The organism is Acinetobacter sp. YH12052, from assembly GCF_013419835.1.
Taxonomy (GTDB): Bacteria; Pseudomonadota; Gammaproteobacteria; order Pseudomonadales; family Moraxellaceae; genus Acinetobacter; species Acinetobacter amyesii.
The window spans coordinates 1-15,389 of record NZ_VOZI01000028.1 but is presented as its reverse complement, the minus strand read 5'-3'; the positions used below and the strand labels follow the sequence as shown (position 1 = coordinate 15,389).

Annotated in this window: 18 protein-coding genes; 8 read left to right on the top strand and 10 right to left on the bottom strand. The window is 39.5% G+C overall.

Features of this window, described 5'->3' with window-relative positions; all coding sequences use genetic code 11:
- Positions 1 to 158 precede the first annotated feature (158 nt).
- Positions 159 to 404, top strand: a complete 246-nt coding sequence (locus tag FTU06_RS15590) for a hypothetical protein (protein WP_078192631.1) — start codon at positions 159 to 161, stop codon at positions 402 to 404.
- Positions 405 to 684: 280 nt separating this feature from the next.
- Here the strand turns inward: FTU06_RS15590 and FTU06_RS15585 are convergent, their stop codons facing one another.
- From FTU06_RS15585 to pheS, 3 genes are all read right to left on the bottom strand, one after another.
- Positions 685 to 981 carry an integration host factor subunit alpha gene (locus FTU06_RS15585; protein ID WP_004783565.1) on the bottom strand — a complete coding sequence of 99 codons (297 nt, stop codon included), beginning with the start codon at positions 979 to 981 and terminating at the stop codon, positions 685 to 687.
- On the bottom strand, positions 978 to 3,359 hold the full coding sequence (pheT, locus tag FTU06_RS15580) for a phenylalanine--tRNA ligase subunit beta (RefSeq protein ID WP_180147498.1): 2,382 nt from the start codon (positions 3,357 to 3,359) through the stop codon (positions 978 to 980). Before pheT ends, FTU06_RS15585 begins: the two co-directional genes overlap by 4 nt.
- A gap of 130 nt (positions 3,360 to 3,489) precedes the next feature.
- Positions 3,490 to 4,470, bottom strand: a complete 981-nt coding sequence (pheS, locus tag FTU06_RS15575) for a phenylalanine--tRNA ligase subunit alpha (protein ID WP_078192633.1) — start codon at positions 4,468 to 4,470, stop codon at positions 3,490 to 3,492.
- Positions 4,471 to 4,629: 159 nt separating this feature from the next.
- Between pheS and FTU06_RS15570 the strand changes: the two genes are divergently transcribed.
- Positions 4,630 to 5,658 carry a hypothetical protein gene (locus FTU06_RS15570; protein ID WP_180147495.1) on the top strand — a complete coding sequence of 343 codons (1,029 nt, stop codon included), beginning with the start codon at positions 4,630 to 4,632 and terminating at the stop codon, positions 5,656 to 5,658.
- An 85-nt stretch (positions 5,659 to 5,743) separates the two neighbouring features.
- On the opposite strand, the gene FTU06_RS15565 is transcribed toward FTU06_RS15570, so the two are convergent.
- Both FTU06_RS15565 and FTU06_RS15560 read right to left on the bottom strand, forming a co-directional pair.
- Positions 5,744 to 5,956, bottom strand: coding sequence for a hypothetical protein (locus FTU06_RS15565; protein WP_111884721.1), 213 nt, complete (start codon positions 5,954 to 5,956; stop codon positions 5,744 to 5,746).
- A gap of 111 nt (positions 5,957 to 6,067) precedes the next feature.
- Positions 6,068 to 6,619 carry an adenylate kinase gene (locus FTU06_RS15560; protein ID WP_180147492.1) on the bottom strand — a complete coding sequence of 184 codons (552 nt, stop codon included), beginning with the start codon at positions 6,617 to 6,619 and terminating at the stop codon, positions 6,068 to 6,070.
- A gap of 575 nt (positions 6,620 to 7,194) precedes the next feature.
- On the opposite strand from FTU06_RS15560, the gene FTU06_RS15555 reads away from it, so the two are divergent.
- Complete coding sequence (locus FTU06_RS15555; protein ID WP_180011779.1) at positions 7,195 to 8,337, top strand: hypothetical protein; 1,143 nt, start codon at positions 7,195 to 7,197, stop codon at positions 8,335 to 8,337.
- A gap of 77 nt (positions 8,338 to 8,414) precedes the next feature.
- On the opposite strand, the gene rplT is transcribed toward FTU06_RS15555, so the two are convergent.
- Together rplT and rpmI are read right to left on the bottom strand one after the other, a co-directional pair.
- Entirely contained in the window at positions 8,415 to 8,774 is a 360-nt protein-coding gene (gene rplT, locus FTU06_RS15550; RefSeq protein WP_004647525.1) for a 50S ribosomal protein L20, read from the bottom strand.
- Between the two features lie 11 nt (positions 8,775 to 8,785).
- The gene (gene rpmI, locus FTU06_RS15545; protein WP_065994397.1) at positions 8,786 to 8,980 is read right to left on the bottom strand and encodes a 50S ribosomal protein L35; all 195 of its coding nucleotides are present in this window, start codon (positions 8,978 to 8,980) and stop codon (positions 8,786 to 8,788) included.
- Positions 8,981 to 9,203: 223 nt separating this feature from the next.
- On the opposite strand from rpmI, the gene FTU06_RS15540 reads away from it, so the two are divergent.
- The 3 genes from FTU06_RS15540 (at position 9,204) to FTU06_RS15530 (ending at position 12,415) form a co-directional block, all read left to right on the top strand.
- Positions 9,204 to 10,466: an MFS transporter gene (locus FTU06_RS15540; protein WP_180007267.1), complete on the top strand. Its 1,263-nt coding sequence runs from the start codon at positions 9,204 to 9,206 to the stop codon at positions 10,464 to 10,466.
- Positions 10,467 to 10,568: 102 nt separating this feature from the next.
- Positions 10,569 to 11,309, top strand: coding sequence for an energy transducer TonB (locus FTU06_RS15535; protein WP_180007234.1), 741 nt, complete (start codon positions 10,569 to 10,571; stop codon positions 11,307 to 11,309).
- Positions 11,310 to 11,680: 371 nt separating this feature from the next.
- Entirely contained in the window at positions 11,681 to 12,415 is a 735-nt protein-coding gene (locus tag FTU06_RS15530) for an energy transducer TonB (protein ID WP_180089851.1), read from the top strand.
- Between the two features lie 55 nt (positions 12,416 to 12,470).
- Here FTU06_RS15530 and FTU06_RS15525 read toward each other — a convergent pair whose 3' ends face one another.
- Positions 12,471 to 12,899 carry a YqaA family protein gene (locus FTU06_RS15525; protein ID WP_168378474.1) on the bottom strand — a complete coding sequence of 143 codons (429 nt, stop codon included), beginning with the start codon at positions 12,897 to 12,899 and terminating at the stop codon, positions 12,471 to 12,473.
- A 12-nt stretch (positions 12,900 to 12,911) separates the two neighbouring features.
- Complete coding sequence (locus FTU06_RS15520) at positions 12,912 to 13,196, bottom strand: hypothetical protein (RefSeq protein ID WP_078192639.1); 285 nt, start codon at positions 13,194 to 13,196, stop codon at positions 12,912 to 12,914.
- Between the two features lie 274 nt (positions 13,197 to 13,470).
- On the opposite strand from FTU06_RS15520, the gene FTU06_RS15515 reads away from it, so the two are divergent.
- Positions 13,471 to 13,791 carry an energy transducer TonB gene (locus FTU06_RS15515; RefSeq protein WP_168378473.1) on the top strand — a complete coding sequence of 107 codons (321 nt, stop codon included), beginning with the start codon at positions 13,471 to 13,473 and terminating at the stop codon, positions 13,789 to 13,791.
- A gap of 28 nt (positions 13,792 to 13,819) precedes the next feature.
- Here FTU06_RS15515 and FTU06_RS15510 read toward each other — a convergent pair whose 3' ends face one another.
- Entirely contained in the window at positions 13,820 to 14,437 is a 618-nt protein-coding gene (locus FTU06_RS15510) for a glutathione S-transferase N-terminal domain-containing protein (RefSeq protein ID WP_168378472.1), read from the bottom strand.
- Positions 14,438 to 14,752: 315 nt separating this feature from the next.
- On the opposite strand from FTU06_RS15510, the gene FTU06_RS15505 reads away from it, so the two are divergent.
- The gene (locus FTU06_RS15505; protein WP_168378471.1) at positions 14,753 to 15,214 is read left to right on the top strand and encodes an Hsp20 family protein; all 462 of its coding nucleotides are present in this window, start codon (positions 14,753 to 14,755) and stop codon (positions 15,212 to 15,214) included.
- The last annotated feature ends 175 nt before the right edge of the window (positions 15,215 to 15,389 follow it).

The window sequence follows — 15,389 nt, the reverse complement described above, 5'->3', positions numbered from 1 at the left end:
GTCACTAGTAGCATTTCAAAATACTCAGTGATAGCATACACGCAGACCAGTTAGACTGCTCTATGCATTTTTAATACCTATTCAAATTAGGCATAATAAAAGCACACAACAGACTAACGCAGGTTATTTTTTAATCTCATATTTTAGAGAGTGATGCCATGTTATTCAAAAAAATCGCTATTGCTGCTGCAGTTGCTACTACTTTAGCTTTCGTTGGTTGTGCTAAAAAAACTGAAGAAGCTGCTCCTGCTGCTGCATCTGAAGCTGCTGCTTCTGAAGTAGTTGCTGCGTCTGACGCTGCTGCTGTTGAAGCTTCTGCTGCTGCATCTGAAGCTACTGCTGCTGCTTCTGAAGCTACTGCTGCTGCATCTGAAGCTACTGCTGCTGCTTCTGAAGCTCAATAATCTAACCGATTATTCAGCACAAAAAGAGAGCCCTATGGCTCTCTTTTTTATTGCCTCAAACTTTAAACCCTAGTTCATAAAAAGAGCTAAAATTCAAAATACTAAGCCTATGCTTATTGAAAAATAAAAACTGACAATTTAGCTAAAGGAAAGCCACAATCAACCTCTACGACAACTCAACTCAAGTATATCATCTCACTTTAAAACGAATATTCTTCAACATGAATTGTGCGATAGATGATGAGCACTGCGCCTCCTAAATCAAAGGAAAAAAAGCAGATCAATTGATCTGCTCATTTCCAACACGTTGACGGAATTTTTGTCCCGCACGGAAGGTCACTACACGACGGGCAGAAATCGGAATTTCTTCACCCGTTTTCGGGTTACGGCCTGGGCGTTGACGTTTATCACGCAACTCGAAGTTACCGAAACCTGAGAGTTTAACTTGTTCCCCAGAGATTAGCGCTTGGCTAATCTCATCGAAGAATAACTCGACCATTTGTTTTGCTTCACGACGGTTTAAACTCGTGAGCTCACTTAAATGATCAGCCATTTCTGCTTTTGTTAATGCTGTCATGAAGCCCTCAATGTCGCCTGGTAAGTGTTTTCCAACACCTGAAGTATGTTATCCATACCGGTTTTGATTTCAGCATCTTCTAATGTACGTGTTGGATGTTGCCATTGAATTGCAAATGCCAATGAGCGCTTGCCTTCTTCGACACCTTGACCAGTGTACACATCGAATAACCAAACTGCGTCTAAAAGCTCACCGCCGGTTTTTTCGATAAGTTGCTGAATTTCACTAACATTAATCTTATCACTAATTAAAAGCGCAATATCACGTCGAACCGACGGAAAACGTGATAATTCTGTAAAATTAGATACATAAGTTTGCAAAACAGCCGATTGATCCAATTCAGCTACCCAAGTTGTCGCCAAATCCAACTCATCTTCTAAAGATGGGTGTAAACGACCAAAGTAACCAATTGATTGACCATTGACTAAGATTTCAGCAGATTGACCTGGATGCAACCAGGTACGCTCTGAACGTACATATTCAACATTTAAACGTGCAGAATTTAAAATCTCTTCTACATCGCCTTTAAAGTCAAAGAAATCCATTGGCTGTGCTTTACCATGCCAAGATTCAGTCGTACGCGAACCTGTTGCAACTAGTGCAAAGGTTGGTATCTGTTTGAGATCATGAATGCTGTTCGCACCTTGATAATCAAAACGTAGACCAAGCTCATAGAAACGCACACGGTTTTGCTGACGGTTCACGTTGTATTGCACACATGGGATCAAACTTGATAATAAGGTTGAACGCATCACTGCAAGATCACTAGAAATCGGGTTTGCAAGCGCTAGTGGTTGAACCTGTGGATTCAATTGTTTCTCAAGTTTCGCATCAGCAAAGCTAAAGCTAATTGCTTCTTGATAACCCAAAGCCACTGCAGTTTGACGTAACTGAACCAATTCAAATTGGTCTTGGTATTTCGCCAGTTTGACATCAATCACCGGCAAGCTGATTTGAATATTGTCGTAACCGTGAATACGTGCAACTTCTTCGATGAGGTCTTGATAAATTGCCATGTCAAAACGGTGTGATGGTGGTACAACTGTCCACTCACCTTCTGCTTTCACAGTGACATTACAACCCAAACGCGTTAAAGCATCGGTAATAAATGCAGATTCAACTTTATAACCGAGGAGTTGATCGACTTGCGCTTGGTTCAGTTCAATGGCTTCACGTTTTGGTAATAACTCTACTTTTTCAGCAACAGTAATTGGACCAAACTCACCACCAGCTAAATCAGCGATAAGCTGAGAAGCACGGTGCATTGCCGTCATCGGCAATTCAAAGTCTACACCGCGTTCATAACGCTGAGATGCATCAGTATGCAAACCAAAACTACGTGCACGACCTGCGATATAGAGTTGATCAAAGAACGCCGACTCAAGGAAAATTTCAATGGTGTCATCAGAAACCGCTGAACTTAGGCCACCCATGATTCCTGCAATCGCCAAAGCTTTTTGATCATCCGCAATCACCATCACGTTTTCAGATAATTCAACTTCTTGTTCATTCAACAACGTTAATTTTTCTGCTGCTGTTGCTTGGCGTACACGAACAGAACCTTCAACTTTACCGCCATCGAATGCATGTAGAGGTTGACCCAGCTCCATTAAAACGTAGTTGGTAATATCGACCAAAATACTGTGCTGACGGATGCCCGCACGAGCCAATGCACGCTCCATCCACTCAGGAGTTGGTGCTTTGGTATTGACGTTTTTGATTACACGGCCTAAGTAACGTGGGCAACCATCAGTTTCAACAACAACGTTCTTCTCATCAGTAATTGTTGCAGCAACTTCTTTAATTTCAGGGGCAGTTACAGGAAGTTGATTGATCACACCAATTTCACGTGCAATACCACGAATACTGAAGCAGTCACCACGGTTTGGCGTGATGCTGATATCAATCACATTGTCATCAAGATCTAAATATTCACGCACATTTACACCAACAGGTGCATCGGCAGGAAGCTCCAATAGACCGTCGATTTTATCTTCAAGATCAATTTCAGACGCACCGCACAGCATGCCTTGTGATTCAACACCACGAAGCTTGCCTTTTTTAATTTTGAAATCGCCCGGAAGTACTGCACCAATGGTTGCTACAGGAGCTTTCATGCCTACACGTACGTTTGGAGCACCACAAACGATTTGTAACGGCTCGCCTGAACCGATGTTTACAGTAGTGACACGTAAACGGTCAGCATCGGGATGTTGAACCACTGTTAAAACTTCACCGACTACTACACCAGTAAATGGTTTTGCAGCAGGAGATAAATCATCAACTTCTAAACCTAACATGGTCAGTTGGTCAGAAAGTGTATCGCTATCAATGGCTGGGTTAACCCATGTACGCAACCAATTTTCGCTAATTTTCATTGTATAAAAACCTATTAATTCTAAATTTCTAATCCCCTCTAGCGCCCCTTTAAAGAAAGAGGACGAACCCTAAGTCATGATGGACACCCCCTCTCCTTTTAGGAGAGGTTAGGGAGAGGTATAAAACTGTTTAAGCAAATTGGCGTAAGAAACGCACATCATTTTGGTAGAACATACGCAGGTCATTAATGCCGTAACGCAACATGGCAAAACGCTCTACACCTAAACCGAAGGCAAAGCCTTTGTATTTTTCTGGGTCAATGCCAGCGGCTTGTAAAACGTTTGGATGCACCATACCGCAGCCCAAAACTTCCAACCATTTACCACGTTCATCCATGATATCCACTTCTGCACTTGGCTCTGTGAATGGGAAATAAGATGGACGGAAACGTACTTTCAAATCTTTTTCAAAAAATTCATTTAACAAGTTAACCAACAAACCTTTTAGTTCTGCAAAGCTGGTGTTTTCAGCCACATACAAACCTTCGATTTGATGGAACATTGGAGAATGCGTTTGATCTGAGTCACAGCGATAAACACGACCAGGACACACAATACGGATTGGAGGCTGCTGATTTTCCATCGTACGAATTTGCACGCCTGAGGTATGCGTACGAAGTAAATGATTCGCATCAAAATAGAAAGTGTCGTGCATCGCACGTGCAGGATGATGACCCGGAATGTTCAATGCTTCAAAGTTGTGATAATCATCTTCAACTTCTGGACCAGTCGCAACAGTAAAGCCAGCTTTGGTAAAGAATTGGCAAATACGTTCTTGAACTTGAGTCACAGGGTGAATACTACCCACCGTTTGACCACGGCCGGGTAAAGTAATATCAATCGTTTCGCTAGCAAGCTTTTGTTCTAATGCAGCTTTTTGTAATTCAGCTTGACGAGCAGTCAGTGCGCCAGTAATCGATTCACGAACGGCATGAATTTGAGCACCAAAAACTTTACGTTCTTCTGGGTCCATTTTACCGAGCGACTTCGATTGTTCCGCGAGCTGGCTTTTCTTCCCTGTAAATTGCACTCGCACTTGGTCGAGTGTAGCAAGGTCCTCTGCTGCTGCAATCGCAGCGAGCGCTTCAGTGGTCAGGGCTTCCAGTGACATAGTAACTCTCAAAGCAACAATTTAAAAAAATAATATAAACCCCTTATTCTAACAGTTTTTAGCCGTTATGATGAAGCGCATTCACAAGTTAAAATTGCATTAGCATCAAGTTTTAAAAAAAGTATAAGATAAACACAATATCAATGGGATCCAATCTTTATGGCACTCGATCCAATCTGGAAACAACAGCTCACACTCGTCACTTATGGCAATGAATTTCTCAACCAAGGTTTGAGTTTTCAACGTTGGTTGAATCACCACATTTTTGATCAGCACAGTTTCCATTTTCGTGATTTGCTATCACAGCATTTATTGGCTCAACATTTCCAAATTTGGCTAGAAGGCTTAAAAAAACAAGGGGTACAACGCTTAAGTTTACATAGCTCCAGCTTGCTGAATGATGAACAAAATCCGAATGCTAACGTTGAACTTCTTCCCTTTGCCCATTTTATTGTAAGCCACGAAAAAAATAAAAAGCAGGCATGGATTTTTGGTAAAGAACTTGCCGAGTGGTATAACGCAGAAAATGACTATGAAGCACCGGCATCCCAACAACTGCAAATTCGTCGAGAAACCTTTTGGCGCTATGAGCTGAACCATAAACTCATTAAACGCATCGAAGCAGATATGCAGTTACCAAAATGGGATGATATTCATAACTTCACTGAAGCAGAATTATTTTTACAAAAACCTGCGGAAGGTTTTATTGAGCCGGAGGTGTTGGGCACACCTTATTATGGTACGCAGCCTGATCTAAGCAGCGAATCAAATGAATCCGCAAAACTCGCACTCTTGCCAACGGATGCACAAGCGGATTTCGCACATGACAGCTTACATCGCTTAGATGCATTAAACCGCCATATACAGTCTAAAATTCAGCATCCCTATCATGCAGATGGCAGCATCTATACACCTGAAGAACAGTTAAATTTACGCCATTTTGCTCAAAAAACTGAAGATTTAACGGCTAAATTTATCGTAAAAATCGCCAATCACTATAAAACTGCACGTTTAACTCCTGTGGTCGAAAGCTCTCCTCTAGATGGATTTAAAACTGAGCAAAGAAAATCAAATCCTCAGCATGCACACACGCCAAATCCAACCCATAAACCCGGTGCAGGTGGAGTGATTACCTTAATTATTATTACGGTAGTGATTTGCTTATTGGCTTATTACTTCGGACTTTAACTGTATAAATGTGATTGACATTAAAAAGCCCTTCTCATAGAAGGGCTTTTTTTATGAACATGCTTATGTATGAATGACCTCAAAATTATGAGGTCGTTAAATAATTAAACGGACGAATTTCTAATCGAACGCGATGCTGATCGGCATGTTGATTAATATAATGACTGACAGAGACTACTTCCCCCTCAAGCTCTGCGTCTGCACCATACATGATTTTGACTGCCTCACCTTTGCGGGGAATCATTTCGAGCTCTACAGTAATGCTACCTTGACCCATACCAACTATTTCAGCCAACATTTTATTTTCCTTTTGTTCTTTTCTATCCATACATTAGGCATGTCGCAAAGCGCGGTATAAAGATTATTTCTGTAACTTAACTGCACTTTTTTATTGATAAAACATCAAAACTTAAACATCAAAAACATAAGAGTCCAATTGTTCTAAAAATGCATCAACTGCATTTGCAGACTTTAAACGAATCCATTGAATATGTTGATATTCAGGTGCATTCATCATCTGTAGATATTTTTCACGATTCGTTTTATGGGTTTTAATCATCCACCAGACAATGGAATCTCGACCAAACATCCGCCACAAACTTTCCTGATTATTTGAATCTGGCCAAAGATCTTGTTTGGATTTAGCCCGAGAAAATGCGCGCTTTACAGAGCGGTATAAATTGACTGGAAACGGAAGGTCTAACCATATCACCGTATCTATTTCAGACCATTTAACAGGAATCGCCCGAGTATAATTGCCATCAATAACATAACCATTTTTCGCTTTAGCAATTTCAGCTCCGATACGCGCAAAAAAGATTTCGTCAGGACATTCTTGCCAATCATCTAGCCAAAACAAGTTATCTAATTCAATGTAATGCAAACCAAGCTTTGTTGCCAATGCCCTAGAAAATGTTGATTTTCCTGTAGCAGATGTACCGACTACGTTTATTTTTTTCATTGTCATGATGATCTACTTGAGTCAAGTGAACCTACTTCAAGATAACAGTATTAGATAAGATAGGTTAACTTTTATTCTTCACGATAATTTAAAAGATCTGCATCGATATTGATAAAGTCAGGTTCAATTGCAGTATAAAAACACACTTTTCACAGACTATATTGATCCAATAATTTTTCAGTTGGTATTTATCCATTCATTTATGGCCGTCCCCCCTATCTGCACGCCTTATAAAAAAAACAGATTCTAGCTGTCCCCAGATGAATGAATTAATTCTGCCCGCAATTATGATGAACATGCGCAATATAAATACCTTCCCGTTCTGAGCGAAAAGCACCGTGTGCATGTGCGGGCCTTCAACTGAGCATTAAACAAACCGGCCAGGCAACAAGATCGAAGCTAAACATTGAAATCACGACATAATACGCACAAACCGTGGCTCGGGGCGCAGCACCTACCTAGCCTATTCATTTTCAGATATAATTTAGCGCTAAGCATCGATCAAATATTCAAAATTTAAATATAGTAACCAAACACTTAAATATAAAATTTCAACATAATTATTATGAGACTTTATGAAAACAGAATTTGACATTTATGCTAAAAAACCGCTGATTTCATGGCCAACAATTTTAATGCTTATTTTACTAGGCATTGCGATGGTCTTTATTATACCTTTTTTCAAATGGTTTAGAGATCAAGCTCAACCGCTTAACGTCAGCATAGTGATTGAATACCTGCAATTCACCCTAAAAAATTTCCCGATTTACAAGCTGCAAGCCGATCATGCCCAGCTGATCCTGCTCTACATCGTATCTATAATTGTCATTGATTACTTAAAAACGCAGATTAAATTGGTCATTACGCCTGATAAAATTTATTACCGCTTGTGGAAAATACCTCTCAGCACATTCATTCAGCGGCAGGAGGTAGAATACTGTCAATTTGCCATTCTTGGTATAAAACGCCCAAAACGGATCTCATGGCTGCAGCGTCCTATTTATCAGACTGCCAACAAAGAAAATCCACAGCTTTTATTCTTCCCCCTTAAAAATGTTCAATCTCAACTGCACCTTGCATGCTTAAGTGAACATGAAAAAGGGCAGCTGATTCAAATACTCAAACAATATTATAATTTTCAGGATGAGATTGCGGCGCTGACGCTTTCTCAAGAAGATCTGCAAAATTTAATTCTGCAAACCAAGATCAGCCCGCGGATCGCCTACCTGATTATCGGCAGCGTTCCTATTGGTATTTTGGGCTTATATTTAAACGCGCAAGCGCAGTTCTTTTACATTTCCAATTATCCGGTTTTGCTGTGTTTGGCCATTATTTTTCTGCTGATTTTCATTCCAAGCGTATTGTGGATACAAAAAGATATTCCCAAAATGGCGTTTACAGGAAGCGTGCTGTCCAGTACATTTTTAACGCTGAGCCTGAGCTTTTTTCTAATGCCGGTATTGCATAGTTATTATGCTTTGCATTTTGGCACTCATAAAATGACCGATGCGCAATTACTCTCAATGGATGCAGATGGTCAGAAATGGTTGTTATTAGACAACCAGCAAACTTTTCATATTTTACCCAAAACACCTTTCTACAACACGCACTTTAAAATAAATGCAATTTATGAATTTCCCATTTATTATCATTGGCATAACTATCATTTTCAGCACCGAGACCTTGCTTATGTCCAGCTTAAAACAAAAACCGATTAATATTGGTTAAGCTTACATAAGAATTTAAAGCCCAAAAAAAGACCGCTAAAAGCGGTCCCTTTTTAAGTCATAAAGACTTATGCAGCTAATGCATCTTTAGCTTTAGAAGCTAAAGCAGCAAACGCAACTGCGTCATGCATAGCGATGTCAGCAAGTACGCGACGGTCGATAATCACTTGAGCTTTTTTCAAGCCAGCGATCATACGGCTGTACGACAAACCATTTTGACGAGCACCAGCATTGATACGCGCAATCCATAGAGCACGGAATTGACGTTTCTTTTGACGACGGTCACGGTAAGCATATTGACCTGCTTTGATTACTGCTTGGAACGCTACGCGATATACGCGTGAACGAGCGCCGTAGTAACCTTTAGCACGAGCAAGAATTTTTTTATGACGGCGATGAGCCTGTACACCACGTTTAACACGAGCCATTTATAATCTCCTTAGATGTATGGGCACATACGGCGAACTGAAGCAACGTCACTTACGTGAACCATTACACAGCCGCGTAATTGACGGATACGCTTAGCAGATTTTTTGGTCAAAATGTGTCGTTTGAACGCTTGGTGACGTTTAAAACCGTTTGCAGTTGGCTTGAAGCGTTTAGCTGCACCACGGCGAGTTTTCATCTTAGGCATAAGAACCTCTTTTGAACACCTGTTCGGCACGCCTGCACCATTGCAAAGACGCCCTGCAGGTAAGGGAGCGAGTATTCTAAAGCATCTTTGCTCAAAACAAAAGCGAATCTTTCTACCGAATATCGAACTTAATTAATTTTCTGATATAGATTTTCCGATGATTTTATAAGCGATGCCCAATAAGGCTTATATAATGTCGGCACGCCAACTATTAATGTCCATTATGAAACCTGCACAGGATGCTTTTGCAGCCCTACGTTATCGGGATTTCTCGATTGTTACGCTTAATCAATTTTGTCTGACCTTAGCCATTTTGATTCAAGAAATTATCGTTGCTTATTCACTATATCAAATCACCAAAGACCCGCTAACACTGGGCTTAATTGGTTTAGCCGAAGCAATTCCTTTTATTGCTCTCTCTTTGTGGGGAGGATACTTTGCAGATCGTTTCAATAAACAGACCATTATGAAAATTTGTCTGTTTTTTTCTGTACCGATGCCACTGATTCTTTGGGGGTTATTTCACCAATATGGTCTCGGCCAAATTGATGTCACCCAACTGTCTTGGGGTATTTATGCGGTCATTTTTGGGCTTGGAACGATCCGTGGTTTCTATAATCCCTCGGCAACGTCGCTTAAACCTTTTTTAATCCCGCGGGAGCTCTATGCCAATGGTGCAACATGGACAACGATTGGTTGGCAAAGTGGGGTGATTATTGGGCCAATGCTTGGCGGTTTTATGTTGGCATTTTTAGGCCGTGAAACCAGCTTACTCAGTGTTGCGGCGCTATTAACGGTCTGCTTCGTTCTCATTAACCTACTCAATAAACGCAGTTTTCCTAAAATTGAATCTGACAATTTAAAAGATAGTTTAAGTGAAGGTTTTCGATTTATCTGGAAAACCCAAATTGTCCTTTGGGCGATTTCACTCGATTTAGTTTCTGTGCTTTTTGGTGGCGTGATTGCCCTCTTACCGATTTTTGCCGAAGATATTTTAAAAGTCGGGCCTGAAGGTTTAGGCTACTTACGGGCAGCACCGTCTATTGGCGCCCTGATCACTATGATTGCATTGACCAAATTCCCTCCAACTCATCATGCATGGCGTAATATGTTATTGGCTGTAGCGGGTTTTGGTGTATTTACCATTTTATTCGCATTTTCAAGCCATCTTTGGTTATCACTCTTTGCACTGGCAATGACTGGTGCATGTGACAGTGTTTCTGTCGTCGTGCGTCAAACGATTTTACAGCTCTATCCACCTGAAAATATGCGTGGCCGTGTAGCCGCGGTCAATGGCATGTTTGTCTCCAGTAGTAATGAACTTGGAGCTTTTGAATCGGGACTTGCAGCAAAATATATGGGTACGATCATGGCGACACTTTTTGGTGGCTGTATGACCATGGCTGTAGTTGCGATCAGTTGGGCAAAAACACATGATTTATTTAAAGTAGATATCACCCAAAGTAATGAAAATTTAAAAAAATAAATTTACCGATCATATTAAGGGCAAATATTCATTTTGCCCTTTTTTTATGGATGATTTACACTCTATTTTTCTCCTTTATTTTAATAATTTAAGATTTATTTTATGAAAATTAAAACATTGATTTTACTGAGCAGTATTTTATGTGGCTATTCCTATGCTGATACTAACCTAAACACCATGCCCAAAGAAGTTAAATTAAAATCTAGTGATGTTAGTTGGCTTAGAACACCAAGAATTGACTTTAATGCAAATGATCTAAAAGGTAAGTCTCGTGAATTTCTTGTACGTTTATATGTAAATGAGACTGGTAAAGTGACTCAAGTCGAAACTCTCAAAAGTACAGGCTTAGATGCTTTGGATCGAAAAATCAGCGTATCCTTAAGATATGCAAGATTTAAGCCTTATATAGAGCATGGTCAAGCCACTTCATTTGTTGCTGACCTACCTATTAAACTAGAAACTATTGAAGAAAATACTGATTCCCCAAGTCGTATTTCACCTCAATGCAAAATAGAACTTCATTCAAATGTTTATGAAGCTCAAGACAAAGGCGCAAAAACCGCATTTAAATATCAACGAACTTTGCAATCTATCTATTTAGATCGAAGTCTGTTCACTAAAACTAGTCCGTCTATCTCCATAACATTCACAATGAAAAAAAATACAGTAACCACTCCAGACATTACACTGATAGAAAGTTCTGGTAATCAATATATCGATGAACAAATCAAACAAATCATTTCCCATACAGCAGTTCAATCTAAAAAATCATGGTTTCCATTTTTTAAAATGACAGCTACAGATCAAATTCGTCTCGATAGCAGTGATTGTGAAAATAATTAAATCATTAAAATTAGCCTATAAAATGTAGCTTGATAAAAATATATCTACCTGCATTTGCTAGAGTGACCATGAATAAAAGTCGCCATTTTTTTCATTTACTATGCCTGCTATAAACCTCATGGGATCGCGAATCATGAGCATCCAGCTCATCGGCAAAGACCAATCTTCCTATGTGGTGGCTGTATGACAATGGCTGTAGTAGCAATCAGTTGGGCGAAAACACGTGATTTATTTGGCGTGGACATTACTCACCAGTCGAAAAAATAAGAGAATATTTTTCATTTACACCTTGCCAGTATTTTCAATACAGGAAATACTGCGCAGCAATATCGACTCAATATCACTCTACGACGTGATGCAAGAATAGACTTATGAAACAATATCTGTGCTTAACCCTTTTGGCCTGCGCTCCATTTTCTACAGCGTTTAGTGCTTCAACCAAAACCCATCAGCTTCCGGCACAGAATATTGAAGTTGCTCCTGCGCATTTAACCACGCGTTTAAATTGGTCGGTTTTTCCAAAACCAGTATATGCCAATGAAGACCTCAAGCAACGTGACCGCGCGGCCATTATTCGTGTCACAGCGAATGCAAAAGGTACAATTACCGATGCAAGTGTTGAAGAAAGTACAGGGGTCGATCAACTCGACCGAATCTTAATTTCTGCTGTCAAAAAAGCTAAAGTCAAGCCACATTTAGAAAATGGTGAATCCAAAGCCATTATTGGCTATCAAGCGTTTAATTTGAGAGTTAAAGGCAATACGCCTGAATGTGATTTCAACTTTGATTCAAAAGTTTGGAATGCACAAAGTGCAAATAAGAAAACGCCATTCCAATATGTATCTCAACCAAAATTAGATCTCACTAGTCATGAGTTGAAACAGCACGATCGTAAAGTCAAATTTAACTTTAAAGTGGACAAACACGGACAAGTGAAAAAGGTGAAGATCAAGCAAGGCTCTGGCATTTATGCACTCGATCAGAAAGTCGTTGAAGCACTAAGAAATAGTCAGATCTCGGTTAAACGTACTGCGAGCACCCTTTGGATCTACAAAAAGTCGAACTTTAAAGATGAAATTCAGTTTCAAGTAAATGGCTGTAAATAAATAATAGATTCAACATTTCAAACAGGGATTGAATGTTTCAATGCCCTGTTTTATCTCAGAAGAAACCTAAAAATATAAGATAAATACAGAGATAACGCCCGGTTTTCGCTACGGTCACCATGAACACAAAGCGCCAGAAGTTTTCTTTCATTAAACCCGCAATTAAAGTAATAGGGTCTCCAATAATCGGCAGCCAACTCAGTAGCAAAGACCAATAACCATATTTGTGATAAATACCCTGTGCCTGCTGCATTTTCAGCTCTGACACGGGAAACCATGTTTTATTTTTATAATGTTCTACTTTTAAACCGAGCCACCAATTCACACAAGAACCGAGAATATTACCAATGCTGGCCACCACAATCAGCAGCCATGGATTATGTTGACCATAGCTCAACAAGCCGAGCAATACGGCTTCGGACTGTAAAGGAAGTAAGGTCGCAGCCCCAAATGCCGCGAAGAATAAAACTAAAAACGACCACATCGAAACGAATGCTTAGAGACCTAATTTTTTCTTCGACTTCAAATATTCAAAATTTGACCAAAGCACTGCTGCAACAATTACAACGATTCTCGACCATTTATATTGTGAAGAAATCGGTTCAATCGCAGCTCGCATCAAGTTTTGATCTTTGGTATGTAAATCTGCAAGAATATTTTGAACATGCACAATTTCAGCGACAAATAGCACTAAGCAGCCTGCAATACCAAAAATAATACTCCAATAGATTCTTGGGTTATTTTCAACAATACGGGTAAAATTTAAGAAAAAGTCTTTCATCGCAAAATCGTCCAACTAAGCCGTCAACAACGCGTTCTTTTCGGCAGCGCCGCATTCTAACACAGCGTTAGAATTTTCTTCCGTCCTATCTAAAATCTTAAGGGGAGTCTTTCCGCACTTTACTTTTATACATGAGACTTCTAATCTGCCACGCAAATATTGAATAATTTTAACTCACTTTATGAAAAAAATTCTTTGCTTAAGTTTTATCGTGTTATTACAAATTTTGACCGCTTAATATGCACAAAGTCCTTCTGAAATTGCCAAACAACACTTGATTACACAAGATCAAATGATTTGGAAAAAGCGACCTATTTTTAACTTCAACAATGACGATCTGGGCAATCAAAATCGTGACCTCAGTTTCAAACTATATGTTTTAGCCACCGGCGAAGTTCAAAAAGCTGAATTAATCAAAAGCTCTGGACTTACACACATTGATAAGCGGGTTGAGCAGTCACTTTTACGTGCCAAGTTCAAACCTTATATCGAAAATGGTGTAGCCTCCCCCTTTGTTGCCGTACAGCCCTTCTCACTCAAGACCCTGAAAGAAAACCAAAGACCTTGGTGGAAAAAGCTTCTATTTATTTCGTAAAAAAAGAGCATGTTTCCATGCTCTTTTTTTAAACGTGTATTGCTAAGGCTTTTTGTACCGCTGGACGGGCCGTCAGTCGATCGATATAGTCTTTCACGTATGGATAATCTTCCAGCTGAATTTGCTGCCATTCATGACGCAGTGCCCAAGGCAGAATAGCCATATCTGCAATCGAATACTCTCCAGCCACAAATTTTTGACCAATCAACTGATGGTTCAAAACTTTATATAAGCGTTTAGACTCATTTACATAACGTTCAGTTGCATACGGAATACGTTCAGGTGCAAAACGACTAAAATGATGATTTTGTCCTAACATGGGCCCAAAACCACCCATTTGCCACATCAACCATTGTTCAACTTCAACGCGCTCAAACTCATCTTCTGGATAAAACAAACCTGTTTTACGTCCAAGATATTGCAGAATCGCACCAGACTCAAAAACTGAAATCGACTCTCCTCGTGGGCCATTCTGATCCACGATTGCAGGGATTTTATTGTTCGGAGAAATTCTCAAAAAGTCTGGCTGAAATTGATCATTTTCCAAGATATTAATCGGAAAAATTTGGTATTCCAAACCCATTTCTTCTAAAGCGATGGTAATTTTATGTCCATTGGGTGTACCCCAATAGTAGAGATCAATCATCTATATTCCTTTTTAATTTTCAGTAAGGCAATCTCATTTTGCTTTATGTATAACATGTTTAATCCAGTGAAAGCTTGTCAGTTTTTCTGAAAAGTAACGTTAAAATGTGAATTATCACTTTGCTTTTAAAATCACTTAAGGTACAAAAATTCAAAAAATATAATTTTTTTATAAAAATCCCTTGAAAAAAATCAGCACAGACCGATATTGATACATGTACAAGGATCAAACGATCTTGTTAGTGAACAGTGGATGCCAAGCATCACTGAACATTTCTTATTGTTACAACTTTGCTTATTAAAGAGAGTTCTAATTATGAGTAGTTTAAATCTTAACCCACTTTTCCGTCGTAGCATTGGTTTTGATCGTTTCAACGATTTATTTGATTATGCCATGCAAAGCGACACACCAAATTACCCGCCATACAATATTGAAAAAACGGCTGAAAATAGCTATCGCATTGTGGTGGCAACCGCAGGTTTTACAGAAGATGAACTTTCGCTAAACTTAGAAAATCAAGTGCTAAGCATTTCAGGTAAACCAACTGAAGCGCAAGATACAACTGTGGAATTCCTGCATAAAGGCATTGCTCGTCGTACATTTAAACTGTCTTTACGCTTAGATGAACATATAGAAGTGCAACAAGCCCTATATGAAAATGGTTTATTGACAGTGGACTTACAGCGTATTATTCCTGAAGAAAAACTGCCACGCCAAATTCCAATTGGCAAAAAGGCATTGATAGAAAGTCCTGTCCAAGAAAATAGCGCTGAGTAAACCCTCATAAAAAAAAGACCCTTCGGGGTCTTTTTTTTTTGAAAAAAATAGGGTCTGTTGACATTTGTTGATTAAAAAAATAGCGAGATAGTAAAATTAAATCGCCAAACCCAATTTTACACTCGCTATGCCTCGAACAATGCTAAATGATCAACACTGGTCCAAGTTACTTGCT

Bases quoted from the DNA above. Each gene is read 5' to 3' on its own strand.
- rpmI (WP_065994397.1), bottom strand. From the start codon at position 8,980: ATGCCTAAGATGAAAACTCGCCGTGGTGCAGCTAAACGCTTCAAGCCA.
- FTU06_RS15540 (WP_180007267.1), top strand. From the start codon at position 9,204: ATGAAACCTGCACAGGATGCTTTTGCAGCCCTACGTTATCGGGATTTC.
- FTU06_RS15560 (WP_180147492.1), bottom strand. From the start codon at position 6,619: ATGAAAAAAATAAACGTAGTCGGTACATCTGCTACAGGAAAATCAACA.
- FTU06_RS15510 (WP_168378472.1), bottom strand. From the start codon at position 14,437: ATGATTGATCTCTACTATTGGGGTACACCCAATGGACATAAAATTACC.
- FTU06_RS15530 (WP_180089851.1), top strand. From the start codon at position 11,681: ATGAAACAATATCTGTGCTTAACCCTTTTGGCCTGCGCTCCATTTTCT.
- rplT (WP_004647525.1), bottom strand. From the start codon at position 8,774: ATGGCTCGTGTTAAACGTGGTGTACAGGCTCATCGCCGTCATAAAAAA.
- FTU06_RS15520 (WP_078192639.1), bottom strand. From the start codon at position 13,196: ATGAAAGACTTTTTCTTAAATTTTACCCGTATTGTTGAAAATAACCCA.
- FTU06_RS15525 (WP_168378474.1), bottom strand. From the start codon at position 12,899: ATGTGGTCGTTTTTAGTTTTATTCTTCGCGGCATTTGGGGCTGCGACC.
- FTU06_RS15590 (WP_078192631.1), top strand. From the start codon at position 159: ATGTTATTCAAAAAAATCGCTATTGCTGCTGCAGTTGCTACTACTTTA.
- FTU06_RS15585 (WP_004783565.1), bottom strand. From the start codon at position 981: ATGACAGCATTAACAAAAGCAGAAATGGCTGATCATTTAAGTGAGCTC.
- FTU06_RS15565 (WP_111884721.1), bottom strand. From the start codon at position 5,956: ATGTTGGCTGAAATAGTTGGTATGGGTCAAGGTAGCATTACTGTAGAG.
- FTU06_RS15505 (WP_168378471.1), top strand. From the start codon at position 14,753: ATGAGTAGTTTAAATCTTAACCCACTTTTCCGTCGTAGCATTGGTTTT.
- pheT (WP_180147498.1), bottom strand. From the start codon at position 3,359: ATGAAAATTAGCGAAAATTGGTTGCGTACATGGGTTAACCCAGCCATT.
- FTU06_RS15535 (WP_180007234.1), top strand. From the start codon at position 10,569: ATGAAAATTAAAACATTGATTTTACTGAGCAGTATTTTATGTGGCTAT.
- FTU06_RS15570 (WP_180147495.1), top strand. From the start codon at position 4,630: ATGGCACTCGATCCAATCTGGAAACAACAGCTCACACTCGTCACTTAT.
- FTU06_RS15555 (WP_180011779.1), top strand. From the start codon at position 7,195: ATGAAAACAGAATTTGACATTTATGCTAAAAAACCGCTGATTTCATGG.
- pheS (WP_078192633.1), bottom strand. From the start codon at position 4,470: ATGTCACTGGAAGCCCTGACCACTGAAGCGCTCGCTGCGATTGCAGCA.